The following is a 24,467-nucleotide window of genomic DNA, read 5'->3' as shown; positions in this document are numbered from 1 at the left end:
TCAAATTATATACTCAGTACCTTTTGATGGTTTTACTACTCGCTTTTATATTTTTAAAAGCGTTTTGAAATCCATTTACCTAAATTGTAACCAGTTTTATAGTTCCAAGGTCCCTTTCCACCAGAAATGTTTTTGAGAGTATTGTTATCGATTTTTTTATATTTTTTCATCGCTGTTCTTTCCTTAGCTAATGTTTCTTTCCAGTCAATCCATTAATAAAGCCTTGTACGAATCCCTTAAAGCTTCCGCCGTTACAATTATCTAAATTCTTTTCGCTAATAGTAGAGAACTTATTTAAACTTTTCATCTTTGCTGATTCCCTTTATTTAGTTGATGGTTTAAGTGTATCTTTTTTGAAAGGAAAAATTTTCAAAGAATATAAACGTCGCAGATGTAAAGATTAACGTTGTTTGGAATTGAGAAAATTAACGTTAATATGCATATATACAACGTTAATATTAAAAAAGATAATTGTAAGTAGTTAATGAGAAAATAAAATATAAATATTTTAGAGGGGGGGAGAGATATACTGTTGAGTTTAAGGAAGAATATATACATATCACAAGTAGACGAAAGTGACTGTGGAGTCGCTGCATTAGCTATGATTTTAAGAAATTATGGTTCAAGCTATTCCATAGCCAGATTGAGAAACCTAGCTAAAACAGATAAAGAGGGTACCACGGCTCTGGGATTAGTTAAAACTGCTCAAAAGTTAAACTTTGAAACAAAAGCTATTCAAGCAGATATGGCTCTTTTTAAAGAAAAAGACATCCCTTATCCTTTCATTGCTCACGTTGTTAAAAATAAAACTCTAGAACATTATTATGTGATTCTTGGTTGTACTAAAAGCCATATTTTGGTTGCTGATCCGGACCCTACGGTAAAGGTAACTAAAATGAGTTACCGGAAGTTTGCTTCTGAATGGACTGGAGTGGCACTTTTCTTTGCCCCAACCTCAGAGTACAAACCATCTACTGTTGATAAAAAAGAATCACTTTTTTCGTTTGTTCCCGTTTTATTCAAACAAAAGAGATTAGTTATCAATATTATTTTAGCTGCCTTATTAATTACTATTATCAGTATTTTTGGTTCATACTTCTTGCAAACGGTAATTGATACGTATATTCCTAACAATATGAATAATACTTTGGCAATCGTTTCATTGGGATTAATTGTTTTGTATATTTTTCAGTCAATGTTTACTTATTCAAGGGATTTCCTGTTAGCTATTCTTGGTCAAAGATTGGCGATTGATATCATTTTAGGATATATCCGGCATATCTTTGAACTACCAATGGATTTCTTTGCGACGAGAAAGACCGGTGAGATTGTTTCACGGTTCAATGATGCCAATAAGATTATTGATGCTTTAGCGAGTACGATCATCTCAATGTTTTTAGATGTCGGAATCGTCATTATTATGGGTACTGTTTTGGTTATTCAAAACAGTACGTTATTTTTTATAACTTTAATTTCATTACCAGTATATATTGTAATGATTTGGATCTTCTCAAAACCCTTTGAAACTTTGAATCAAAAGGAAATGGAAAGCGGATCAGTATTAAATTCATCCATTATTGAGGATATCCATGGGATTGAAACCATTAAGGCATTAACAAGTGAGAAACAACGATATGGCAAGATAGATAGTGAATTTGTTGATTTCTTGAAGAAGAGTCTTAACTATACCAAAGTTGATACGCTTCAACAGGCAATCAAACTATTTTTACAATTAATCTTAAATGTGGTTGTTTTGTGGGTCGGTGCTATTATGGTTACCAAAAATCAACTATCAGTTGGTCAGTTAATGACTTATAACGCTTTACTGGCATACTTTGTTAACCCATTACAAAATATTATTAATTTACAACCAAAATTACAGTCCGCCAAAGTTGCGAACAACCGTCTAAATGAAGTTTATTTAGTTAATTCAGAGTTTAAAGAAAGTCGTTCAATTACAGATTCTAAGCGTTTGACCGGTAATATTAAGCTTGAAAATGTGGATTATAGTTATGGCTATGGGGAAAATGTTTTAAATAATATTAACCTCACAATTCATTCAGGTGAAAAGTTAACCATTGTTGGTATGAGTGGATCAGGAAAGTCGACTTTAGTAAAATTATTAGTCGATTTTTTCAAACCTAATAAGGGTAAAGTTTATGTTAATAATTATGATGTTCAAAATATTGATAAACATGTCTTGAGACGGTTCATCAATTATATACCGCAGGCACCGTATGTTTTTTCAGGTAGTATTTTAGAAAATCTGACCTTAGGTAGCCGTGATAATATCAATGACGATGATATTCTTAGAGCTTGTCGAGTTGCTGAAATTGATAAGGACATTGAAAAAATGCCACTGCAATTTGAGACAGTACTGGATGAAAATGGTAATACGTTGTCCGGCGGACAAAAGCAACGGATTACGATTGCTAGGGCATTATTGTCACCAGCTAAGGTTTTAATATTTGATGAGTCTACCAGTGGTTTAGATTCAATTACTGAAAATAGAATCATGAATAATTTAATGAATATCAAAGATTTAACGGTAATCTTCATAGCACATAGACTTTCAATTGCTAAGAAAACCGATAATATCGCTGTTTTAGACAAAGGGAAAATTGTCGAAAAAGGTAGTCACTTAGAATTGATAAATAAAAAAGGTTATTACTTTAACCTTTTAAATAATTAGGGGAATTATTATGGATAAGAAATTTTTAGAGAGCAGCGAGTTCTATAACAAAAGGTTCAATAACTTTTCAACCTTATTAATAATTCCCATTTCAATTTTATTTGTCTTAGTAGTCTTTTTTTCCTTCGTTATGAAACGTGAAGTCACAATTGAATCATTTGGAAAATTAGGTAGTAGAAGTAGTATTCCTATTATTCAGTCGCCCTCAAATAGTGCAATCAAACACAATTATTTATCTGAGGGGAAGTATGTTAGAAAAGGTCAAATATTAGTTACATTTAAGAATACCAACAATTCTATTAAACTTGATTCCTTGAATGAACAGAAAAATAATCTTGATGATCAGATTAAAGGATTAGAGATATTCAAGGATGGCGTTGAATCAAACAAAGATACTTTTAAAGATGATGATGCTGTCGGTTACCATGATTTACTCAAAAGTTATTTGAATCAACGGAATATTTATAGTATTGAGAATCAAATGTTGAAGGATAAATCAAATTTTTCGGATGGAAAAATAAGGGAGCTTTCAAATTTGTATGACGATACCATTAAACAAAAACAATCCAGTCTGCAAGCATATCAAACGATATTTAACGATATTAAGAACGGAAAGACCTATCCAAGCGGTAATGCTTATGGGTACATTTATGATGGTTATAACTCGGAAATAAAAAATTCCGATGATGCTAATGCTAAAGCAACCGTTAAAGAAAGCTACTTGAAAGATTTACAACAACAAATTGATAGTCTCAATGACGAAGTAAAAAGTACGCAAGGCCAAAAGGATTCATTGAAAGATTTTAACGACTCGAATTATAATATTGATTCCAATAACAAAAAGATGGATACCTTACAAAATGATCAGTTGAAGAGCATTTCAGGCGATTTAGTTAAGTCACATGAACAAGAAAAAGAGATTGATACTAATATCAAGGAATTGAATGAAATTGGTAAAAACTCATATATTAAGGCTAAGCAGTCTGGTGTAATTCATATGAATAACCAGACTCTCAAGGGTGCCAAATACGTCGGTGCTGGTTCGGAAATCGCTGTAATTTATCCAGTCTTAAAGCAACATAATACAATTAAAATTCAAAGCTATGTTTCATCAAGAGATATATCGTCAATAAAAAAGGGCCAACATATGCGCCTAGAAATTACGCGTAATGTTCCTAGACCAATCATCATTGATGGGAAAGTCAATAATATTAGTGTCGCACCTGTACCGGTTAATAAAGGCAGTTATTACGTCATTACTGCTGAGGCAAAGAATAACGCGAATGTCGCTCCAGAAATTCATTACGGTATGAGTGGTAAGACTAATATTATTACTGGAAAAGAATCATTCTTTAAGTATTATCGAGATAAATTATTGAACAAGAACTGATTTTGAGGGGGAGATTTTATGATCGAACTTAGTGAAAAAGATTTAAGTTTAATAGTAGGTGGAGACAATGTATATCCAGTTGTGTGTAAAAATATGAAAAATATTAGGCACCAAAGGAAGATAACCCAGCAAAAGATGGCAATGGATATGATGATTGATCAATCCACTTTGTCGAAATATGAATCTTGTAGAAGAAATCCTGATTTGAATTATATTATGCAATTTTGTAGCACATACGGAATGACAATTGATGATTTAATTAATAGTCATTATTAATGACAGTGTGGAATAAAATTTAACTTTCTTATTGATACAATATGTTTTGTAATAAGAAAGGAGCAAGCGTATATGAAAAATATGCATGTATTAAATGAATCGGAACTACAAAACATTGAAGGCGGTTGGGATAAAACAGCTTTTGAATGGGGTAAGAGAATTGGTCGAATGAGTGTAAGCATCGGATCCATGTTTATACCTACAAAAAAGTAGTAAATAGAGGAGGATAATATGAAAATGAAAAAAAATATTACTGTTTTAAGTAGTTTGGATAGATACAAAATTTTGACGGTTGAAAAAGAAGAAAAAACTATTGGTGGAGGTCATTGTTATAGCAAATCATGTCTTAGAACACGTGATAAATCGATGTACTCTGCAGGCAGTTTTCTGGCGGGATATGGATATGGAGTTTGTCAAGCTGTGGGTGCCTGTGACTAATTTTAAGATGCATTTTAACAAAGAATTTTATAAGAACTACAGGTTTTATTTGATATTTGTATTTATATTCTGTGGTATTAGAACATTTATGAATAGTTTTTATTTGACGTCATTTTTTTGGATTCTTGGATCACTTATGTTGCTTTATCGAGTTATGCTGGTAAAAGATGATTATGATGATAAAAAATAAATTTATTTTTGAAAGTTTAGATTTACAAATTGTTTTCATTTCTAATGGTTTTTAACTATTTTAAGAAGTATTAGAAATGAGAATTAAATTATTTCTAAATAAGAGTAAGCCTTAGTAATTAGGCTTATTTTTTTGTGAAAAAATATGACAATACGGAATATTATTGTGATATAAAGCGCTTACAATACAACTATACAAAACAAAAAGGAGAAACTATTATGAGTAAAAGTGATGAGTTATTAAAGAGAGTTAGTGGGGAGATTATGGATGAAAGTAGTCTGAATACCGTTAAAGGCGGTAGTTGGGACTGGTCAAAGCTTTTTAATAATGCTACTTGCGCAGTGGGTGGTGCTGTAAAAATTGCAGGTGCGGTAACAGGAAGCACAGCGACTTGTGGTAAATAAAGTTGTCTAAAGAGCAAGGTCGTGTCTCGTTTATTATCATTGTAAAGAATCAAGAGAATACTATCCAAAAATGTTTGAATAGTATTTATGAATCCGCAGATGAGATAGTTGTTGTAGATACTGGATCAAATGACGGGACTCTCGAAGTATTGCGTATTAATCTTATAAATCATAGTAATTTGAAATTGTTTGATTATGAATGGGAAGATAATTTTTCAAGTGTTAGAAATTTTGCATTGAAGAAGGCGACTTCTGAATGGATATTTTTTATAGATTCAGATGAGGTATTAAATGAGAAACGAATCACGTTAATGAAGTATCTTGATAATTTCGAAAACTACAGTAATTCGGTTATTTCAATATATAGAACTAGTAAGTTAGATAATGGAAAAACCCATGAATATGAATACAGAATTTTTAAAAATGAAGGAAAATTTAAATTTTATGGATATGTTCATGAGGAAATTCGTTATTTAAATAATAAAATTCCTGAAAAGATTAAAAGCAATATCAGAGTAAGCCATTTTGGGTATTTAGAAAGTGAAATGAAAAAACATAGGAAGCTTAAACGTAATACAAGGTTATTGCTGAAGAATATAGAATATGAGCCTAAGAACCAAAGATGGTTATACCTTTTAAGCAGAGACGGTCAAAATATTTTGGGAAGCAAAGAACTAGTTTTTAAAATAATATCAAGATTATTTGATGGAAATCTTGATTTTAGTGCTACTGATATTAAAAATCTGAAGGAAAGTACATATAAAGCGGATCTTATTATTAATTTATGTTTACTATACATAGATTTACGTGATTTAAAACATGCTAAAATATTGACGTCAATGTTTACAATTGATGAAATTAGAAATAACCCTGATTTACTATATTGCCAAACAATTATAAATATTATTGAACTCTATGTGATCAAATCTAAATTATTAAATAATTTTATTGAAGATAGGAACAGAATTTTGGAATCAGAAAAAGTTAGTAAAATAGATGCGATGAATCACAATTTAGATGATTTAATGGCCTACCTTTTATTTGATACTAAAAATTATTCTCTTTCAAAAGATTACTTCGAATTATTAAAAAAATATAAATACCCAACTTTATTTATTGATGAATGTAAAATGGCATTAAATATGTAGACTAATTAATTCATGATAACTAATATATAAATTGAGAAGGCGAAACGGTTATAAGATAATTAATAATACAAAATTGTGGGAGGTTATTATGGTAAAGTCAATTTACGATATGATTCCAGTCACTTGGGCGATTGAATTCAAGGACAGAGATACAGCCCATGCAATCTATGATTCAACTATGGCAAAGTATGACGATAATACTTTTGGTAGTCGTACAGTTAACAATGACACTTGGTATATTGGAACTAAATTACATGATGATGAATTTAAAACTAAAATAACTGAATTTTTGAATCAATATGATATTGCTAGTGATCAATATACGATTACTAAAACGGCAGTTGGTACATTCTTCAATCCGTTCTAAAAAAATATCCCTAACTCCTGAGACAACTCAAGAGTTAGGGATGTTTTGTTTTATCTAATCAACTAAACCTGCACGACGTTGTTCACGTTTGCGCAACCAAGGCATAACAAAGCCAAGGCCGAACAAGACGATAACTGTAATGAAGTTTAATAGTAATTGATGGTTGAATGCTCCTGTACCGAACTTAGCTTCTTGAGGGATGAATCCTAAAGTAGCACAGACAAAGGTAAATGCTAGACACCAGCCACCGACTAGAAGGGCACCGGTTCTATTCTTGATAAATGTGTAATCAGAATGGAACTTGTCTTGTTGCCAACGCATTGCAACGAAGGCAAAGAAGACCCAACAAGTCTTATATGGTGAAATAATTCCGTTAATGTTTAGTAACCAGTTATAAATTGTATTGATATTTGGCAAAGTACCTGTCAATAACAACAGGAACAAGCTTAAACCAGTTGTCATTGTGTAACTGTGAATTGGACGACCGTTTTTGTTTGTCTTAGTTAACCACTTAGGCATGAACTTGTCAGCAACATCACCGGCAAAGACACGACTTGAAGCATCTAAGAGGACAGCCAATTGTGCCATCATAAAGATTGCTTGGACGACAGCGAAGATGTACATCAATAATTTACCAACACCCAAACTGTTACCAAGAAGTTGGAAAGCATAGTAAGGACCGTTCATCTTGAAGTCATGTGGAATGTGGTTGGCGTTAAAGAACATTGCCAAGGCTAAAGTACCAAAGATAGTTAAGAATCCAGTCATGATAGCCAAAAGCCACATAGCTTTAGGAAATTCATGTTTAGGATCACGCATTTGGACAACGTAGGGAGCAGCTAATTCAGCACCAGACATGGCGAAAATCAATAGTCCGGTCGTTGAGAAGTATTTCAAACTAAACGATGGTTTGAAAGCACCCCAGTTGAATGGTTGTGTAGCGATGTGGTGACCATGTAAAACAGCATAACCTGCTAATAATACGAAGAGGGCGGACATGATGAACATTGCACCCCCACCAATCAATGAAAGTAATTCGAGTGAGTTTTTAATAACATTTTGTAAAAGAATGAAAAGTAAAATAATCACGAATGTTAAAATACCGAACCAGAAAGGTGACATTTTATCATCCAAAGTATTGTTACCGAGGAACATCCAACTGAATGAAACAATAACTGAGTTGGAAACGTCGACGATGTAAGGCACACTTTGAACCCAATACATCCATGAAGTCCAGTAACCTAAAGTATCGTTACTACTGTGACGGACCCATGAAGCAAGTCCTCCAGCTTGATTGTCAAAAGTTAAACTCATTTGACTAGAAATCAATGCATAAGGGATAACGTAAGAGAAGAGTAGGAAAATCCATGAGATAACAACGGATAGACCTTGGTTTTGAAAAGGATAAAAGATGTTTTCAAAACTAATAATGGTAACGAAGTCGATCAAAGCGATGACCGGCCAACTTAAATAGTGTTTTTGATTTGGTTCTAATGATTCCAAATTTATTTCCCCCGAGTTTGTTTTGGAAATATGACGCCTCCAGGAACAAGAAATTTAGGTCGCTATGGGGACCGGTCTGAGCCAAGGTCTCAGACCTCGATTTTGAACTTTGAGAAGTGCGCTCAAAGTTCAAAACTCGTCCCGTGGTGTAAGAGCTAAAGCTCTAACGCCGCATGCACAGCGACCTAAATTTTTGTTCCTTCCAGCTAGTGTATTTGTTGTTTGAAATAGTAATATTATCAACGAATAGCCTGACGGTTATTATTTCCAATTTTTTAGTCTTTAAATGTGACATTTAAAAGTTTGGGGGTTTCAATGTTAACAAAGAACTGTTTAATTTCACTTGTGTACAACCTCAATATGTATATATAATCAATTTGTGATGTCTTTATGAATTATATTGCGATATAAAAAAAACATACCCAAAAAATTATAGGTGTTTATATATCATTTGCAATACTTTTTATGAAAATAATTTAAAAATAGGGGGAAATCATGAATTTTCTGAAAATTGCCATAGGTAATGATGTGAAAATTAACGACGCCGTTGAATGGTCGACTGTACCATTTACAAGTGATATTGACGTTGCTGAGCTAGCCGCAATTGTACTGAACGAACACGATACAACTGCTATCGAGACTGCTAAAAATCTACAAAAAACATCAGGACTTGGTATCCCTATTATTAAAATCAGTGCGACTGAAGTTTCTGAAAATGAAATTAGTGCTCGTGCCAACGCTTATCAAGAAAAAATGGTCCCGGGCTTTCTAACTGATCTAGTCAATTTTGCGGAAGACCGACCTATTAGTTTTACAACACCTGGTCACCATAATGGTCAGTATTATGAGAAACATCCAGCAGGTGTCGTTTTCAATCGTTTCTTTGGTGAAAACCTAATGTTTGCTGATACCAGTGATACGGTCGATGAATTAGGCGATACCATGACACATGGCGGCACACCACTAACTGCTGAGCAAAAGGCTGCAGAAACTTACAACGCTGATAAAGTTTACTTTTGTACCAACGGAACGACGAGTGCTAATTCGATTTGTGCTAGTGCTTTGTTAGCTCAAAATGACTTAGTATTATTTGATCGGAATAATCACAAATCGCTTTATAACAGCGCGCTAGTGATGAGTGGTGCCAAACCGGTTTACATTCCGACTGATCGTAATCCACTAGGCTTGATTGGTGAAATGAATCCAGAAGCTTTGGATGAAGCTAATATTAGAAAAGAGATTGCTAAAGTTGACCCTGAAAAGGCGCAAGCCAAACGACCATTCAGATTAGCTATTGTCCAACTAGAGACATATGATGGTGTCTTCTACGATGCTAAGTGGATGATTGATAAAATCGGTAAACTTTGTGATTATATTTTGTTCGATTGTGCTTGGGGTGGTTTCGAACAATTCGTTCCAATTATGAATCACTTGTCGCCACTATCACTAGACTACGGTCCTGATGATCCTGGTATTTTGGTAACACAATCGTTGCACAAACAACAAGCCGGGTTAGCACAAACGTCGCAAATCCTTAAAAAAGATGCTCATTTGAAAGGGCAAGACCGTTATGTCGATCACAAGCATTTCAATAACGCCTACTTAAAATTTGTGACATCAAGTTATTCTTATCCAATTTATGCTTCACTGACTGTCAATGCTTACTTAACATCTGGTCAAGGCAATCGTAATTGGTGGGATGAAACTTTACGTATGGGTATTGAATGGCGTAAGAAATTGTTAAAGAGATCGAAATTATTCCGACCATTGGTACCAGATAACTTTGCCGAAATCAGTACGAATGATTTAGCAACCAAGAGCAAGTATTGGTCATTAAATCCTGAAGACGATTGGCATGGATTTAAGGAAATCGCCAAGGGTCAAGCTATGATTGATCCATTGAAGATTACCGTTATAACGCCTGGCATTGACGTTAAAAATGCTAAATATCAAGATACCGGAATACCTGGTCCAGTTGTGGCAGAATTTTTGATGGAAAAGCGAATTATCCGTGCCAAAGATGATTTGAATTCACTCTTGTTCTTGTTGACACCAGGAGATACAGAAGCAGAATTAGACACACTTTTGGATGCCTTCTTAGAGTTTGAACGTTTCTATATGGCAGATGCACCACTAACAGAAGTGCTACCTAAGTTAGCTAAACAATATCCTAAGCGTTATGACGGCTATACGTTGAAACAATTATGCCAAGAAATGCACGAATATTATCGTCAAAATAAAACATTTACTTTACAAAAAGAACTTTTTGCCAAAAAGAATATGCAAGATTACACAATGACACCAGCTCAGGCCGACCAGTTATTCATGCGTAATCAAAGTGAATTAGTAAACTTGAAAGATATCAAAGGTCGAATTGCCGTGGAAGGAGCTCTTCCATACCCTCCAGGGGTATTCATCGTGGCACCAGGTGAAAAGTGGGCTGATATCGATCAAAATTATTTCGAAGTCTTAGTTGGAGCCATCGAACGTTTCCCTGGTTTTGTGCCAGAGATACAGGGTGTTTATTGGGATCAAACATCAGATGGCAGTATTTCTGTTCAAGCGGAAGTTTTGAAGAATAAGTAGTCGTTTCTGGTATTTTTAGTATTTAAATTATAGTAGAAAAAATTTATTTGAAGAATTAGAGAGTTAACTTAGTCGGAGGTCACAAGCGTTGAAGCCAGCAGTGGCGGTGGTGTTAGTGCTTTAGCACTTACAGCACAGGACGAATTTTGAAATTCGCGGTGTTTGCGAAGTTCAAAATCGAGGTTCGAGACCGTATTTTGGCTCGAACCGGTCCTCACAGCAGGCTTCAACGCTTGTGACCGGAGATGGCATTCAAAGTAAAATATAAAAGAGGAAAATTAATAATGGCATTATCTTGGAAAGAAGATTTACCTAAAGATTTAAGTGAAAAAATTGATAAAATTGAAAAAATGATTCGTCCTCGTTTAGACGAAATTGATCAACAAGTGCTTTACAATCAACAACGTGTTTTGAATTTGTTCCGGGAACACCATGTTGGTGAAGAAGACTTGGTTCCTTCAACAGGTTATGGATACGATGATATTGGTCGAGATAAAATCGAACAAATCTACGCTGACTATTTTAAAGTTGACGATGCACTAGTTCGTCCACAATTTGCTTCTGGTACACACGCTATTTCAACTGCTTTGTTCAGTATGTTGCGTCCTGGTAACACGCTTTATTATTTAACAGGAACACCTTATGACACGATTCAAGAAGTTATTGGTCTAGCTGGTAACAAGCCAGGAAATATGGGAGAATACGGCATCAATTTCAAGACAACTGAATTGTTGAACGATGGATCAGTTGATTATGACAATGCTGAAAAGGCTTTGAAGAATGATGATTCTATTAAAGTTGTTGCCATTCAACGTTCCCGTGGTTATGCAGTTCGTGATAGTTTTACAGTTGAAAAAATTGCTAAGATGATTAAGTTTGTTAAATCAATTCGTCCCGATGTTAATGTCTTTATTGATAATTGTTACGGTGAATTTTCCGAAATGGAAGAACCTACTTTCTACGGTGCCGATATCATGGCGGGTTCACTTTACAAAAATGCCGGTGCCGGAATTGTTAAGAGTGGTGCCTACATCGTTGGTCGTGAAGATTTAGTTGAGGGTGCCGGTTCACGTTTGACGGTTCCAGGTGCTGGTAAAGGTGAGGGCGCTACATGGGGTTACTTACGTGACTTCTATCAAGGCTTTTTCATGGCAGCTCATACAACCGGTGAAGCTTTGAAAGGTATGATTTTTACCTCGGCTTTGTGTGAAGAAATGGGTATGAATGTTTCACCAAAATGGGACGCTCCGAGAACCGATATTGTTCAAACTGTTTCTTTTGGTAAACCAGAACCAATGATTGCTTTCTGTGCGGCTATCCAACATTATTCACCAATGAACTCATTCGTTGATCCAATTCCTAGTCACCAAGATGGTTATGAAGATGATGTTGTTATGGCATCAGGTAGTTTCGTTGAAGGTTCAACAATTGAACTATCATCTGATGGTCCATTAAGACCACCATATTCACTATATATTCAAGGTGGATTGTCATACGCTCATGTACAAATTGCAATTGCACAAGCAGTTCGTGAGACATTTTATAAATAAAATTAAATAGGGTTCATCACAGAAACTTGTGATGAACCCTATTTTTGCGTATAACTAGATATCTCAAAGTTTCTTTCGCCTCAACAGCAAAATTGATAAATAAAAAATTACTAAAGCTGAAAAAATAGTAATCCAAATAGCTGGCATGATGTGTGAAATTTTCTCGGTCCCTTTGACTAAAGACATATTATCAGTCACTAAGGCAATAGGATTGTAACGTTTGGAGTCCTTAAATAAATTCAGTAAAGTCAGTCCAATAAATACGATTACCGATATTAAAAAACCTCCGTAATTATTCGTACTTAACGTTGATCCTAAAATCGTTATCGCAACGAACATCAGACCAAAGATTAATAGTGGCCACAGCCCCAACCAAATATTGGGAGTTTTGTTGTCCGGAAAATAATAAGCTGTGTAACCCCAACTGATTAGAAATGATGTAATTATTGCTAGACACCATTGAAGGTATGTGACGATGTATTTAGCGACTATAACTGAATAACGAGGTAACCCCTTTGTAACCAAATTGACGAGTGTTCCTTGTGAAACCTCGCCACTGACAGTCCCACTGAAAATAACGACTAAAACATAAATACCTATTTGTGTCATGTTTTTATAGTATTGTTGCCAAGAATCAATGCTTGTTGGATCAGGCATTTTGATACTAAATCCACTTCCAGAAGCCATCTTTAAAATATCAGGAGTTAATTTGGCCATCAATGGACCTTCAATTCCAAAAATAACGAAGACAATCATAATTATTAATAGATGATAATTACGCCATGATTCAAGTAACTCTTTACGGATAAAAAACCAAGTGGATTTCATGCAGTTACCTCCATAAAGATATCTTCAAGATTTGTTTTTTGTCGGTTCATTGATATGGGAATCAAATGTGATTGCAACAGCGTATTCAGAACAGTTTCAGCAATTATCTGATAATCACCAGTGTAATTGAGAATAACTTGTTTTTGGTTGTTATGAGAATTTTTACCAAGGATTTGTGCAGCTTTCTCAGCTGTATCTTCGGAAATGAATTCAAAGATAATTTGTGATTTAGCGTATTGCGTCTTCAAATTATCCAGACTGTCATTAGCCTTGAGAACCCCATCGTGCAAAATCCCGACATAATCACTGATTCGCTCAACATCAGTCAAAATATGAGTTGAGAAAACAATTGTCGTTTCACCCTTTAAACTGGTCAATAAATTGAGAAATTCACTTCGTCCAATCGGATCAAGTGCTGATGTAGGTTCGTCACAGATTAGTAATTTAGGATGATTCAATAAGGCTTGTGCAATACCTAGTCGTTGTTTCATACCTCGAGAAAAACCGTGGATACGATGTTTATTAATAGGTAAGTCGACAATTTTTAACATTTTTTCGATGCGGTCAGATAAATCATTTTTAGAAATTCCAGTCAACTGTCCACAAAGAGTCAAATATTCCTTTGGCGTCATGTAACCATAGTATTTAGGTACGTCAGGCAAGTAGCCAACCATACGATTAATTAGGGAATTACCATAGTGAACTCTTTTACCATCAATCAAAATCTGACCAGAATCGATAGTTTCTAATCCCAAAATCATTTTCATAGTTGTAGTTTTACCAGCACTATTTTCACCGACGAATCCAAAAATTGAACCTTCAGGAACTTCAAAAGTTAATCCCTTTAAGACTTGCTTGTCACCGAAGTTTTTTTTAACATCATGCAGTTCTAAGATTGCCATTAGTAAGTCTCCCGACCGATGATGAAGTATAAAATTGCTCCCAACGGATTAAGAAAAAGCGTCAGTAGGACCCATAATATACGGTTGCCCATGCGATAATTTTTGTGTCGAAAAATATGAATCAAGGCGGCGACGTCTAGTCCGACTTCAAGTAAAATCAGTGGAATAAAAAGAGGCAAATTATTGGTGATAATATCAGCATTGTTCATTATTAGTTCCCCTTATGATTATTTTAATTAAAGCATTAATGCAATGATAGCATGGCAGCGTGTAGTGCTAGTTAAATATGCCATGTCTTTTCTGTTTCTTAACTTTATTTATAGTCTATTACCTTAGGTCGTCTGCAAGCAATATTTTGAATAAAAAGTATAACGGCGTTTTATAACAAAAAAACACCAACTGAAGATTTTCGTCGGTGTTTTCTGATTTAATAGTTTGAAATTTTAGTTAATAATCAAATCACGTCTCCGATAACCGATATATCCAACAATGACTAAGAGAACGGCAATTGCAATCTGCCACCAGAATGTTGGAACATCAAAGTTACTTACTGGCACGTGTTTAATAAATCCAAATGGTGTTAATTTTTCAGTCCAATCAGGTAGTTTCAACAACTTACCGAAGTATTGAACGAAGAATGCTAAAACTAGATATCCATAATTCAAAGTAGTTAGTTTTGGTAACCAGCCAATTAAGAATGCTGAGATGCCTAACATCAAAAGCAATGGTGAAAGGTAACCGTAAAAGCCGCGCATGAAGACTGACATAGCGATATGATGAGTCATAACGGCGTTACCACCTGCGTATAAACCATAAATTCCGGCAAATAAAACGGCAATACTTGTTACAGTTGCTAGCCCCAAAATCGAGAAGAATAGTTTGAAACGGCTAGTTTCTGTCGAATGAATGATTTCCAAGTAACCTTTCGATTCTCCAGATTTAAGATAATTGATTAGTGAAATACCGGGTACCAAAGCCAAAGCAGCGAAAACAATCATTAGGATAGCTAAGAATTCTTTGATGATTAAAACGTTGGCCGCATTGATGGCCTTAGTATTTAACAATTGTTTTAACATTGGATTAGTCTTGAGAATATCACCAATGGTATTGAAAACTGAGCCATAGGTTGCCCCAAGAATCATGATACCAAAGAACCAAACAATAATGCTGACACGGTTTAAACGCCAGAAAAGTGATAAAGGACCACGTAGAAAAGCTGATGCAGTGGCACGTCCTGGTCTTGTGGCAATCATACCTGAACCAATATCACGATGACTGTTGAGATAAAATGCTAGGATCACTAAAACGAGTGACAAGCCTAACATTAAGAAAACTGGTAACCAATTATTATCTTTGTATGTTGAAAATTTTTCGACCCAGCCCATAGGGACAAACCAAGTATATTTGGGATGTGAAACATCAGTGATCATTCTGGCAATATACATGATTCCGAAGATTAGGTAGGAGAAAATGGTTGCTGTTCTTGAGTTATCAGTCAATTGAGCTACTACAGCAGCAATACTAGCAAACATAAAGCCGACAGCACCCAAGCCAAGACCTAACAAGAAATTACCGTTCAGGTCAGTTCCAGTTAAGTTGGCGAATTGAAGTCCAAGTGCATAGACTAAACCAATACCGAAATTGAAAATAAAGCTTTCTAAAAGAGCAGCAGTCAAATTAGATAACCGACCAACGGGATGAGCCTGAATCATTTCGAGAATACCAGATTCTTCCTCGCCACGAGTATTGTGAATCACGAAGTAAAAATTCATCACAGCTGCAATGATAGCCATAAAGACAGTCATCTCAGAGGCAAAAACATCGGCAGTTGTATACGGACCGGCGGGCATTTTACCAAAGAGTGAAATCATAGCTGGGGTCTTGAGAGTTTTAATGATTTGGTCGACCGCCGATTTACTACCATAGAGACCAGTGAATTTAGCAGCGACACCGACAAACAAACTGATTAAGACAAGTGCCCAGATAGTTAACTTTAACCAATCACGTTTAAAACTAAAACGAGTTAGAAAAAATGTTTTTTGAAATCTTTCACTTCTCATGACGAGTGCCCCCGTTCGTAGAATCATAGTAACGCATGAACAAATCTTCTAGTGTTGGTGGAGTTGCTTGGATAGAGATGATTTGTTTCTGGGACAAGTAACTCATAGTATTTTCAAGGTATTCGGAATCAACTGACAAGGTGATAGTTTGGTTGTTTTCCATAACGACGTTATGAACACCGGGTAAGGTTGCCAATTCAGGTGTTGGGTGGGCAGTTTTAACTTTGACGACAGTTCTAGTTAAATGGCGCATCTCATCAAGTGTCCCTGTTTCAACGACTTCACCATTACGGATAATACCGATACGATCACACATCTTTTCAACTTCGGACAAAATGTGACTAGATAAGAGAACTGACTTGCCAGCTGCTTTGAGTTTAAGAACCTCATTTTGGAAAACCTCCTCGTTCAAGGGGTCCAAACCAGACGTTGGTTCATCGAAAATGTAAAAGTCGGCGTCAGTTGAAAGAGCAGCAATCAAAGCCACTTTTTGACGATTACCTTTGGAGTAAGTCCGTGCCTTTTTAGTTGTATCAAGTTGGAAAAGTTTGATTAGTTGATTAGTTTTAAGTGTATGACGACTGTGACCGAGTTTTAGGAAGAGGTCAATAATTTCACCACCAGTTAAATTAGGCCAAAGGTAGACGTCACCGGGCACGTAAGCGATGTGTTTATGAATCTCAACTGATTTTTTAAAGACATCTTTACCAAAGATAGTGGCTTGACCACCAGAAGCACGGAGAATGCCTAAGATAGTTCTAATGGTCGTTGATTTACCAGCACCATTAGGTCCGATAAATCCAAATACTTCCCCGGGATAAATATCGAATGTGATATTTTTTAAAGCTTGAAATTTACCAAACTTTTTTTGTAGATGATCGATATGTAAAGTTGGTACATTTTCGTTTAACATAATAATTACCTCTAAAATGAAATATTTTTCTTGAATAGTTCACTATTTACCGAGTATATTAGAGCCGTGATATATCAAAGTCAACTAATAAAAACACTGATATTGAACTATTCTAGAGCCTTTTTTTCGAAAAGCTTATTGGAGTAATCGAAAAACTGAACTATTGTTATAAAAAAATTTGAGGTAATTATAATGACAAATAATTTAAAACGTAAAAAAGACAAAAAACAAGCTATTTTAGATGCAGCTCTGAAAATTTTAACGACACAAGGCTACAAAAAAGCCTCTGTAGCAGAGATTGCTAAAGAGGCAAATTCGTCGCAAGTGACGTTATATAAATATTTCCCAAGTAAAATTGCCTTGGCTCGGGCGGTTATTATTAAGCAAATCGTTGATGGATACAAGGCGTCTGAAGATGCTTTGAATAGTTCCAATGCCACTTTTGCTGAGAAAATGGAAATGATGATGTCCTATGGACTGAATGTCTCTGATTCCATCAGTGATGATTTTGTCGTCTTCATGTATGACGAATTTAGTGGCAAGAATGGCGATGATAGCGTTAAGAAAACTTACAACGAATATAAACATGGCTTTTGGAAAAGACTGTTGGATCAAGGACGTAGAGAAGGTGCTGTTAGTCCTGATATAACTGAGGAAGGTGCCATTATTTATTTAGATATGTTCGTTAATTACGCGATGACGCCTAATCCAGTTAATGCTCATAGTGCGGTTGAAATTAAGAATCATGAAAAAGACCTGATGCACTTATTCTTTTACGGTATTATGGGGCGTTAAATAAGGTAAACGTAGTTGGTAATCGTCGAAATAATCACTCTTCAATTTACCAAATTCATCAATTAAGGCATGTAGTTCTTCAGCTTGTTTAGAATCAAGTTTAAAATCGCGTTCGACAGCATTTTTTAATTGAACATAGGTTGGTTTCTCAGTAAAAGTATGTAATTTAGTGAATAGTTTCATCGAATAGTTGTCAGCCACAAAAGTTGGACGGTGGAAGTAATAGAGTAGTAAAACATCTGCTGTTTCATTACCAATTCCTTTCATCGCAATTAGTTTTTTACGTAACATGGGCGTTGGTAACTTAGACCATTCATCAAAATTATCACGATAGGCAGTTAAGATTGATCGTAAGTAGATGGCCTTATTGTGGAAGAAACCACTAGGTTGAATTAATTGTTCCATCTCTTCAGTCGATAAAGCCAACATCTTATCAGTTTCAAAATTGGTTGCTTGTTTAAGATTAGCCAACGAACGGTCAGCGTTTTTCCAATTAGTATTTTGAATTAAAATCATACCCGAAAGCATGGCTTCGTTATTTTCAGCAGGCCACCAATTTTGGGGTCCGAGTTTTTTTGATAAAATTTCTAATAGGTTATAAATAGTAATTTGTTTGTACAAAATAAAAAATCCCCCTAGCGCTTATTATCCAATAAGATGTCTGGTCAGTAAAATATGTCGTCTCTTCCGACTGGGATAACTAAACAATAATGATGATATAGTAGACAATTTAACCCCAAAAAGGCTTAATTGGTTCTTGGAGACGTTTTCAAACCCTTTTCACTTTATTTCAGAAAATTATTAGTGTTAACATAATATACGCTGAATTAATTATGGGGGTGTAATTATGTTAGGGTTTATTTTTGTTATAGGTTCAATAGCCTCCTTAATCCTTGAGAAATATGTGTTAGGGAATAACTCACATATTTGGTTAGGGGCCATTATTCCAATTTTGTCGATAGTTTTTATCGCTTGGATGATGTTTACTGATCAAATGCAATTCGATGTTATCAATATAGTATTGGCCATTGTCTATGTATCATTAAGCTTTATTTTTTGGGGACAGGGAAGTGACCTTTATCATCAAAAGGTTGTAACTAAACGAGTATTGGAGCGTTAAGCTCTGGTGCTCTTTTTTTATTCCGCCAGAGGGTGATGCTGGATTCTACCTGCTGTGGGACCGACCTGAGCCAAGGTCTCAGGTCTCGATTTTGAGCTTCGCAAAAAAACGCGAATCTCAAAATACGTCCGTGGAGTAAGAACTGCTTTGCAGTCCTAACTCCACTGTCACTGCTGGTAGAATCCAGCACCACCCTCCGGCTAGGTTAATTAAAATTGCAGTCGATTAACTATTACAAGAGTTTAGTTCACTTGAATGAAAATGGATTAATTTTGGAGTTTTAAATTTTAAAAAGTTTAGATAAAAAAATAGACTCTCTAAAATAAGAGTCTATTTTTTTAAAATTATTCATTAATTAATTTAAAGAACCACCGATTGCCTCAATATCACCTTTACCATCTTGTTTAACGATAGCACCGATTGCAGCTGTTATTCCTGCCACATCATCAGCTAATGATAAACATGGTGTGTCAGGACGATTTACGACTTGGTTTGGTAAAAATGGGATGTGCATGAAACCTGCCTTGAGGTCTGGGAACTCTTTATCAATCATGTATTGAACTTGGTACATGATGTGGTTGCAGACGTAAGTTCCGGCTGTTGTGGAAACGTAACTTGGTAGTCCAGCATCTAAGACTGCTTGGGCCATGGCTTTGACTGGTAATTGGGTGAAGTAGGCGTTTTGACCGTCTTCGTGAATTGGTTGATTTCTTGGTTGGAAGCCAGCGTTATCAGCAATTCTTCCGTCGTCAAAGTTGATGGCAACTCGTTCTGGAGTTAAAGCAAAGCGTCCGCCAGCTTGTCCGATATCTAAAACGTAATCGGGCTTGTTGTCGAGGATAGCTTGGTGAACAACTTCGGCACATTTGTTGAAAATAGTGGGGATTTCCACTTTGACAATTTCAGCGCCTTCAATTTCAGCTGGTAACTTCTTAACTGCCTCGATAGCTGGGTTAATTTTATCTGTTCCAAATGGGTCAAAACCTGTTACTAGAATTTTCATAAATCTTCCTCCTTAAAATGCTAAGAAATACATCAAAATAATTTGAATCACTAACATGCTTAGTGCGATTGGAACTTGTTGCTTAATGACACCAAGATTATCTTTCATTTCCATCAGCGCCACGGGTAGCGAATTGAAATTAGCAGCCATTGGTGTCATCAAAGTTCCACAATAACCAGTTGTCATTCCTAAAGCGGCAACGACGGCGGGATTTCCACCTTGAGCTACGATAAACGGTACACCAATACCAGCAGTGATAACAGCAAAAGCAGCGAAGGCGTTCCCCATAATCATTGTGAAGATGACCATGGCAACGCAGTAGAGTACAACGCCTAAGAGGTGATTACCAACTGGGAAGATACCTGAAATAGTTTTAGCAGTAACTTCACCAACTCCAGATGCGGTAAAAATAACACCTAATGTGGCTAGTAACTGTGGCAAAATACCGGCTGTACCAACGGAACGAACCATTCTTTCACTATCATGATAAGTTGTTTTGGCATCAGTTTTCGAAATAATCATCGCTAAAATCAAGGCAATAACTGAAGCGATACCAATACCAACTTGACCACCGAGATTAGTTAACTCACTGATTAAAATTGACAAAATAGCTAGAACAACACTAGGGAAGAAGAGCCAACCACCGAGTTTTTTAGCTGATTTTTCAGCGATTTCCTTGTTAACTTCCTTAATCTTACCAACTTTAATTTGTTTGAGTAATGACAAGATCCCGATAAAGACAATCAACAAACCGATTACGACATTGGGCAAATATTTACCAATTGCAAAGATCAGTCCCAGAATCAACCAAAATAGTCCTGTACCAACACGGGCTGAATTTTCCTTATCACGGAAAGACTCGATACTGGCGAAAATCATGATGATTCCCATTAAAATATAAAAAATTTCGAGAATATTATTTACGCTCATAGTTCTGACCTCCTATTTATCGAATTGTTTGTCGAATCTCATATTGTAGTAGCCAACGATGATGAAAGTGATGATAGCGACGGGAATTGAGTAAAGCACGATACTAGTTGTGGAAACGGGATGTCCGAGTGATTTCATGGTACTTGCCATCAATAAGACACCACTTGAAGCAATGAAGAGGTTTTGAGCAAAAAAGTTACCAAAGTTATCAGTTGCGGCAGCACGGGCTTTGATCAAGTCAACTTGCTTTGGTGTTAAATCACGTTTTACACTGGCAGCAGCCTGGGCCATCGGATTGATTAGTGGTCTGATGAACTGCACTTGACCGGAAAGGGCGATACCGAAAGCATCAGTAACTTCACGAATGGCTAGATAAATATTGAAAATTTTCCCAGCCGAGAGATTCTTGATCTTACTAATACCATTGACGGCCGCTTGTTTCATACCGTGACTTTCAACGACACCAATCATAGGTAAGGTGAGAAAGAATAGTGAAACCATGCGATTATCCATGAAACCTTTTCCAAGAATATTCAGAATGTGGTCGATCGACATGCCGGATGCTAAACCAGTTGCTAAAGCGGCAGCAACAACAACGGCAATTGTGTCTAATTTAAAAGCAAATCCTAATATAATTATAATAATTCCGATTAATTTAAGGTATTCCATAAGTTAGGACCCCCGTTTTTTAATTTATGGGAGTAATTATAGCACCGATTTGATTGATAAATAGAATTAAATTAGAAAATATTTAATTTAATGAAATATTTGCCTCTTAAACTTAGAAAAAGTATTACGTTAATAATGATGTTCAAAATGTATTTTTGAATTGATTTCAAAATAAAAAGTTCAGATATCCACCTCAAAGTCATATCTGAACTCTTTTTTGTTAGTGTTTGATCATCAAAATCAATCCAAAGATAATCAAAATTGCATAAACGTACTTGGTAAAATGTTGACTGTCGATTTTTGAACCAATCCAGTTTCCCAAGGGCACAACGATAAATAGCAGTGGGATGATAATTGCCAGTAATTTAACAACTTCAATATTCCACATTCCAGAAGATACTTGACTCAAAACAACTAAAGTTCCCACGCAGACGAAATGTCCTTGGAGAATACCTTTCAATTTATCAGCGTCCCATCTTTTAGCTGTTCCATAAACAACGATTGGCACGCCGTGACTATTAAATGAAGCACCGAGGATTCCCGAAACGACACCTGCCAAATAGTCATAGCGGTTGCTGAGATGTAATTGACTAGTTCTGGGGTGTCTGAGTGTATATAAGTTATAAACGCCATAGACAATGATAAAAATGCCTAATACGCGCATGATAATAATTGGCGAGCCTAATTTGATAATTAAAATCCCGACAGGAATGCCCAAAATTGAACCTAAGACTAACCGTTTTAAGGTAGCTAGGTCGATGTGTTGCCGATATTTGATTGCAACAGGGATGGCAACTAATAAACCTAAAGCTCCGATTAAGGCGGTCGATGTTTGAAGGTCAAAGGAGATTAAAGCAAGTAGTGGCATTGTGACTAGTGCTTCGCCAAATCCGAAAACAGTTCGCATTAACGCACCAAATAAGGCGATTAAAACGACTAATAAATATGTCATTAGATATATTTCCTTCCAAAATAAGAGAGTGGGACAAAACATGGTTAGCTTTCGAGCATTAAGGCAAATAAGAGCAGTAATCCGATTTTGGATTGCTGCTCTTATTTGGTTTAAGCGGAAAAAGCTATGTTTTGTTCCACGTTTATGCTGCACATTTAATGGCAAAACCAGTTTTGTTCCATTTTCTTTTAATATTGAGTTTAAAGAATAGGTGACAACAATCTGGAGAATCGTTGTTTGAAGTGTAGCCAAGCACCTTGTTCTTTAATAATTTCTGGTGTTAAGAAGATTGAATCTTCCATATCTTTTTCAAAAGCTCGAGCTAACTTATGGGAAACTTTGGCGTCGTAGATAAAGGCATTGGCCTCGAAGTTCAATGAGTAACTTCTAAAGTCATGATTCATTGAACCAACTGAACAAATTTTGCCATCAAAAACGGACGTCTTTGAGTGCAAGAATCCTTTTTGATAACTGTAAATTTTGATGCCGTAAGTCGTTAATAAATTAGCGTAATATTGCGTTGCCCGATAAATAAATGGGTGGTCAGGCATACATGGAATCATAATCCTGACGTCTACTCCTGAACGAGCCGCTATGGTTAGGGCAGTAAACATCGCATCGTCAGGAACTAAATAAGGCGATTGAATCCAAATACTCTTTTTAGCACTGACAATCATATCGATGAATCCGTCTTTTAAAATTTCCTCACGGTTATCGGGTCCGTCGGAAATAATTTGAATTGGCAAATTAGCTTCGGTATCGAATTTATCAGATGGAAAGTATTTTTCCAAGAATGCTAAAGGTTTAGCTTTTCGATCTAAGGAAGCATTCCAGTCTCTAAAGAACCGTTCCTGCAGCAACAAGGTAGCAGCTCCAAAAATCCGTGAATGAGTATCACGCCAGTAACCAAACTTTTCAGTCGTATTGACGTATTGATCACCAACGTTAAAGCCACCGATCCAACCGGTCGTACCATCAATAACAACAACTTTACGGTGCAAGTGATAGTTCAAACGCGTTTTAGCAATAACATTTTTTGAAGTGATAAATGGCAAGACTTCACCACCAGCAGCTTGAAATTCCTTGAAGTAGCGTGGCTTAGTACCGCCAGAACCCCATGGATCATAGAGTAATCGAACCTCCAGTCCTTCTTTAGCTTTTTGTGTTAAAAGTGCCAAAAATTGATCGGCAATATGGCTTTTAATAAAAGCATAGTACTCGACATGAACGGTTTCTGTGGCATTTTCGATATCTTTAAACATAGACTTGAATTTCTCTTGGCCATCGAAGTATAGTTCAATCTCATTATGACGCGTTAAAGGAGCCTCTTCGGTTTCGTTGAAGAACCGAATGATATGGTCAGCGTAACGTGTTTCATCGTATCTAGAAGCATTCTGTGGCCGTTTCTGAGCAGCAATTGCCATTCGCTTCAACTGACTTAAACTGTAATGCTCTTGTTTACTGATATTGAAGATTTTTTCCTGAGCAATCCCACGACCTAGGAACGCATAAATAAGGAACCCTACAATTGGCAATAAGACAAGGACCAAAATCCAGGCCCAAGTAGTAACGATATTACGTGGTCTATGGAAAACAGTGATGAGTGCTGAAACTGTATTGACTACTAAGATAATGAGAATTAGCCAGATGATCCAAACATCAATCATAAAATAAATTCCCCTCTATTATTCTTACTTGAAAGTTTACTTCAAAATCGTTATAAAATCTATTGTTTGGGTGGGCCGCCAGCG

25 protein-coding genes are annotated in these 24,467 nt (G+C 35.8%); 12 read left to right on the top strand and 13 right to left on the bottom strand.

The genetic code is table 11. The features are described from left to right. Positions 1-53: 53 nt before the first annotated feature. Positions 54-170, bottom strand: a complete 117-nt coding sequence (locus FD31_RS14165; protein ID WP_147007347.1) for a bacteriocin — start codon at positions 168-170, stop codon at positions 54-56. A 359-nt stretch (positions 171-529) separates the two neighbouring features. Here FD31_RS14165 and FD31_RS09200 point away from each other — a divergent pair, with 359 nt between their 5' ends. The 8 genes from FD31_RS09200 (at position 530) to FD31_RS09170 (ending at position 6,905) form a co-directional block, all read left to right on the top strand. Further along, a complete protein-coding gene (locus FD31_RS09200; RefSeq protein WP_057892485.1) occupies positions 530-2,692 on the top strand; it encodes a peptide cleavage/export ABC transporter in 2,163 nt (720 codons plus the stop codon). A gap of 10 nt (positions 2,693-2,702) precedes the next feature. Continuing rightward, the gene (locus tag FD31_RS09195; RefSeq protein ID WP_057892484.1) at positions 2,703-4,082 is read left to right on the top strand and encodes a bacteriocin secretion accessory protein; all 1,380 of its coding nucleotides are present in this window, start codon (positions 2,703-2,705) and stop codon (positions 4,080-4,082) included. Positions 4,083-4,100: 18 nt separating this feature from the next. Continuing rightward, positions 4,101-4,358 (top strand): helix-turn-helix domain-containing protein, encoded by a 258-nt coding sequence (locus FD31_RS09190; RefSeq protein ID WP_057892483.1) that lies wholly within the window; start codon positions 4,101-4,103, stop codon positions 4,356-4,358. Between the two features lie 72 nt (positions 4,359-4,430). Continuing rightward, positions 4,431-4,571 carry a bacteriocin gene (locus tag FD31_RS14160; RefSeq protein WP_147007345.1) on the top strand — a complete coding sequence of 47 codons (141 nt, stop codon included), beginning with the start codon at positions 4,431-4,433 and terminating at the stop codon, positions 4,569-4,571. Positions 4,572-4,589: 18 nt separating this feature from the next. Continuing rightward, positions 4,590-4,796, top strand: a complete 207-nt coding sequence (locus tag FD31_RS09185; protein ID WP_057892482.1) for a hypothetical protein — start codon at positions 4,590-4,592, stop codon at positions 4,794-4,796. A 408-nt stretch (positions 4,797-5,204) separates the two neighbouring features. Then, positions 5,205-5,390, top strand: coding sequence for a hypothetical protein (locus FD31_RS09180; RefSeq protein WP_057892481.1), 186 nt, complete (start codon positions 5,205-5,207; stop codon positions 5,388-5,390). 2 nt (positions 5,391-5,392) lie between these two features. Continuing rightward, entirely contained in the window at positions 5,393-6,538 is a 1,146-nt protein-coding gene (locus FD31_RS09175) for a glycosyltransferase family 2 protein (RefSeq protein ID WP_057892480.1), read from the top strand. A gap of 88 nt (positions 6,539-6,626) precedes the next feature. Then, the gene (locus FD31_RS09170; protein WP_057892479.1) at positions 6,627-6,905 is read left to right on the top strand and encodes a hypothetical protein; all 279 of its coding nucleotides are present in this window, start codon (positions 6,627-6,629) and stop codon (positions 6,903-6,905) included. Positions 6,906-6,959: 54 nt separating this feature from the next. Here FD31_RS09170 and FD31_RS09165 read toward each other — a convergent pair whose 3' ends face one another. Continuing rightward, on the bottom strand, positions 6,960-8,408 hold the full coding sequence (locus FD31_RS09165) for an APC family permease (protein WP_147007344.1): 1,449 nt from the start codon (positions 8,406-8,408) through the stop codon (positions 6,960-6,962). 495 nt (positions 8,409-8,903) lie between these two features. On the opposite strand from FD31_RS09165, the gene FD31_RS09160 reads away from it, so the two are divergent. Together FD31_RS09160 and FD31_RS09155 are read left to right on the top strand one after the other, a co-directional pair. After that, a complete protein-coding gene (locus tag FD31_RS09160; protein WP_057892477.1) occupies positions 8,904-10,994 on the top strand; it encodes a putative ornithine decarboxylase in 2,091 nt (696 codons plus the stop codon). A gap of 284 nt (positions 10,995-11,278) precedes the next feature. Next, a complete protein-coding gene (locus FD31_RS09155) occupies positions 11,279-12,544 on the top strand; it encodes a methionine gamma-lyase family protein (RefSeq protein WP_057892476.1) in 1,266 nt (421 codons plus the stop codon). A gap of 63 nt (positions 12,545-12,607) precedes the next feature. Here FD31_RS09155 and FD31_RS09150 read toward each other — a convergent pair whose 3' ends face one another. The 5 genes from FD31_RS09150 to FD31_RS09130 all read right to left on the bottom strand — a co-directional run bounded on the left by FD31_RS09150 (position 12,608) and on the right by FD31_RS09130 (position 17,247). Continuing rightward, positions 12,608-13,372 carry an ABC transporter permease gene (locus FD31_RS09150; protein ID WP_057892475.1) on the bottom strand — a complete coding sequence of 255 codons (765 nt, stop codon included), beginning with the start codon at positions 13,370-13,372 and terminating at the stop codon, positions 12,608-12,610. Beyond that, complete coding sequence (locus FD31_RS09145) at positions 13,369-14,274, bottom strand: ABC transporter ATP-binding protein (RefSeq protein WP_057892474.1); 906 nt, start codon at positions 14,272-14,274, stop codon at positions 13,369-13,371. The genes FD31_RS09150 and FD31_RS09145 overlap by 4 nt, the downstream gene beginning before the upstream one ends. Beyond that, a complete protein-coding gene (locus tag FD31_RS09140) occupies positions 14,274-14,483 on the bottom strand; it encodes a PLD nuclease N-terminal domain-containing protein (protein WP_057892473.1) in 210 nt (69 codons plus the stop codon). The genes FD31_RS09145 and FD31_RS09140 overlap by 1 nt, the downstream gene beginning before the upstream one ends. 234 nt (positions 14,484-14,717) lie before the next feature. Then, the gene (locus FD31_RS09135; protein ID WP_057892472.1) at positions 14,718-16,334 is read right to left on the bottom strand and encodes an ABC transporter permease; all 1,617 of its coding nucleotides are present in this window, start codon (positions 16,332-16,334) and stop codon (positions 14,718-14,720) included. Next, positions 16,324-17,247 carry an ABC transporter ATP-binding protein gene (locus FD31_RS09130; RefSeq protein WP_057892471.1) on the bottom strand — a complete coding sequence of 308 codons (924 nt, stop codon included), beginning with the start codon at positions 17,245-17,247 and terminating at the stop codon, positions 16,324-16,326. Before FD31_RS09130 ends, FD31_RS09135 begins: the two co-directional genes overlap by 11 nt. Before the next feature lie 192 nt (positions 17,248-17,439). On the opposite strand from FD31_RS09130, the gene FD31_RS09125 reads away from it, so the two are divergent. Then, entirely contained in the window at positions 17,440-18,042 is a 603-nt protein-coding gene (locus FD31_RS09125; protein ID WP_057892470.1) for a TetR/AcrR family transcriptional regulator, read from the top strand. Here the strand turns inward: FD31_RS09125 and FD31_RS09120 are convergent. After that, complete coding sequence (locus FD31_RS09120; RefSeq protein WP_057892469.1) at positions 18,013-18,663, bottom strand: endonuclease III domain-containing protein; 651 nt, start codon at positions 18,661-18,663, stop codon at positions 18,013-18,015. The two genes, FD31_RS09125 and FD31_RS09120, sit on opposite strands and share 30 nt — an antisense overlap. A 226-nt stretch (positions 18,664-18,889) precedes the next feature. Between FD31_RS09120 and FD31_RS09115 the strand changes: the two genes are divergently transcribed. Next, a complete protein-coding gene (locus tag FD31_RS09115; protein ID WP_057892468.1) occupies positions 18,890-19,162 on the top strand; it encodes a hypothetical protein in 273 nt (90 codons plus the stop codon). Positions 19,163-19,517: 355 nt separating this feature from the next. Here FD31_RS09115 and pcp read toward each other — a convergent pair whose 3' ends face one another. From pcp to cls, 5 genes are all read right to left on the bottom strand, one after another. Beyond that, positions 19,518-20,165, bottom strand: a complete 648-nt coding sequence (gene pcp / locus FD31_RS09110) for a pyroglutamyl-peptidase I (protein WP_057892467.1) — start codon at positions 20,163-20,165, stop codon at positions 19,518-19,520. Positions 20,166-20,177: 12 nt separating this feature from the next. Beyond that, positions 20,178-21,095: a DUF979 domain-containing protein gene (locus FD31_RS09105; RefSeq protein ID WP_057892466.1), complete on the bottom strand. Its 918-nt coding sequence runs from the start codon at positions 21,093-21,095 to the stop codon at positions 20,178-20,180. A 12-nt stretch (positions 21,096-21,107) separates the two neighbouring features. Then, positions 21,108-21,764, bottom strand: a complete 657-nt coding sequence (locus FD31_RS09100) for a DUF969 domain-containing protein (protein ID WP_057892465.1) — start codon at positions 21,762-21,764, stop codon at positions 21,108-21,110. A 220-nt stretch (positions 21,765-21,984) separates the two neighbouring features. Beyond that, positions 21,985-22,716: a sulfite exporter TauE/SafE family protein gene (locus tag FD31_RS09095; protein ID WP_057892464.1), complete on the bottom strand. Its 732-nt coding sequence runs from the start codon at positions 22,714-22,716 to the stop codon at positions 21,985-21,987. A 200-nt stretch (positions 22,717-22,916) separates the two neighbouring features. Continuing rightward, positions 22,917-24,383 (bottom strand): cardiolipin synthase, encoded by a 1,467-nt coding sequence (cls, locus tag FD31_RS09090; RefSeq protein ID WP_057892463.1) that lies wholly within the window; start codon positions 24,381-24,383, stop codon positions 22,917-22,919. Positions 24,384-24,467: the final 84 nt, after the last annotated feature.

It is taken from the genome of Companilactobacillus nantensis DSM 16982 (assembly GCF_001435815.1).
Classification (GTDB): Bacteria; Bacillota; Bacilli; order Lactobacillales; family Lactobacillaceae; genus Companilactobacillus; species Companilactobacillus nantensis.
The sequence above is the reverse complement of the archived record's forward strand: the minus strand, read 5'-3'. Positions and strand labels throughout refer to the sequence as shown.

Excerpts from the sequence above, each read along its gene's own strand:
- FD31_RS09140 (WP_057892473.1), bottom strand. The coding sequence starts at position 14,483 with ATGAACAATGCTGATATTATCACCAATAATTTGCCTCTTTTTATTCCA.
- FD31_RS09135 (WP_057892472.1), bottom strand. The coding sequence starts at position 16,334 with ATGAGAAGTGAAAGATTTCAAAAAACATTTTTTCTAACTCGTTTTAGT.
- FD31_RS09180 (WP_057892481.1), top strand. The coding sequence starts at position 5,205 with ATGAGTAAAAGTGATGAGTTATTAAAGAGAGTTAGTGGGGAGATTATG.
- FD31_RS14160 (WP_147007345.1), top strand. The coding sequence starts at position 4,431 with ATGAAAAATATGCATGTATTAAATGAATCGGAACTACAAAACATTGAA.
- FD31_RS09125 (WP_057892470.1), top strand. The coding sequence starts at position 17,440 with ATGACAAATAATTTAAAACGTAAAAAAGACAAAAAACAAGCTATTTTA.
- FD31_RS09185 (WP_057892482.1), top strand. The coding sequence starts at position 4,590 with ATGAAAATGAAAAAAAATATTACTGTTTTAAGTAGTTTGGATAGATAC.
- FD31_RS09160 (WP_057892477.1), top strand. The coding sequence starts at position 8,904 with ATGAATTTTCTGAAAATTGCCATAGGTAATGATGTGAAAATTAACGAC.
- FD31_RS09190 (WP_057892483.1), top strand. The coding sequence starts at position 4,101 with ATGATCGAACTTAGTGAAAAAGATTTAAGTTTAATAGTAGGTGGAGAC.
- FD31_RS09155 (WP_057892476.1), top strand. The coding sequence starts at position 11,279 with ATGGCATTATCTTGGAAAGAAGATTTACCTAAAGATTTAAGTGAAAAA.
- FD31_RS09130 (WP_057892471.1), bottom strand. The coding sequence starts at position 17,247 with ATGTTAAACGAAAATGTACCAACTTTACATATCGATCATCTACAAAAA.
- FD31_RS09195 (WP_057892484.1), top strand. The coding sequence starts at position 2,703 with ATGGATAAGAAATTTTTAGAGAGCAGCGAGTTCTATAACAAAAGGTTC.
- FD31_RS09100 (WP_057892465.1), bottom strand. The coding sequence starts at position 21,764 with ATGGAATACCTTAAATTAATCGGAATTATTATAATTATATTAGGATTT.
- FD31_RS09105 (WP_057892466.1), bottom strand. The coding sequence starts at position 21,095 with ATGAGCGTAAATAATATTCTCGAAATTTTTTATATTTTAATGGGAATC.
- pcp (WP_057892467.1), bottom strand. The coding sequence starts at position 20,165 with ATGAAAATTCTAGTAACAGGTTTTGACCCATTTGGAACAGATAAAATT.
- cls (WP_057892463.1), bottom strand. The coding sequence starts at position 24,383 with ATGATTGATGTTTGGATCATCTGGCTAATTCTCATTATCTTAGTAGTC.
- FD31_RS09145 (WP_057892474.1), bottom strand. The coding sequence starts at position 14,274 with ATGGCAATCTTAGAACTGCATGATGTTAAAAAAAACTTCGGTGACAAG.
- FD31_RS09095 (WP_057892464.1), bottom strand. The coding sequence starts at position 22,716 with ATGACATATTTATTAGTCGTTTTAATCGCCTTATTTGGTGCGTTAATG.
- FD31_RS09115 (WP_057892468.1), top strand. The coding sequence starts at position 18,890 with ATGTTAGGGTTTATTTTTGTTATAGGTTCAATAGCCTCCTTAATCCTT.
- FD31_RS14165 (WP_147007347.1), bottom strand. The coding sequence starts at position 170 with ATGAAAAAATATAAAAAAATCGATAACAATACTCTCAAAAACATTTCT.
- FD31_RS09170 (WP_057892479.1), top strand. The coding sequence starts at position 6,627 with ATGGTAAAGTCAATTTACGATATGATTCCAGTCACTTGGGCGATTGAA.
- FD31_RS09150 (WP_057892475.1), bottom strand. The coding sequence starts at position 13,372 with ATGAAATCCACTTGGTTTTTTATCCGTAAAGAGTTACTTGAATCATGG.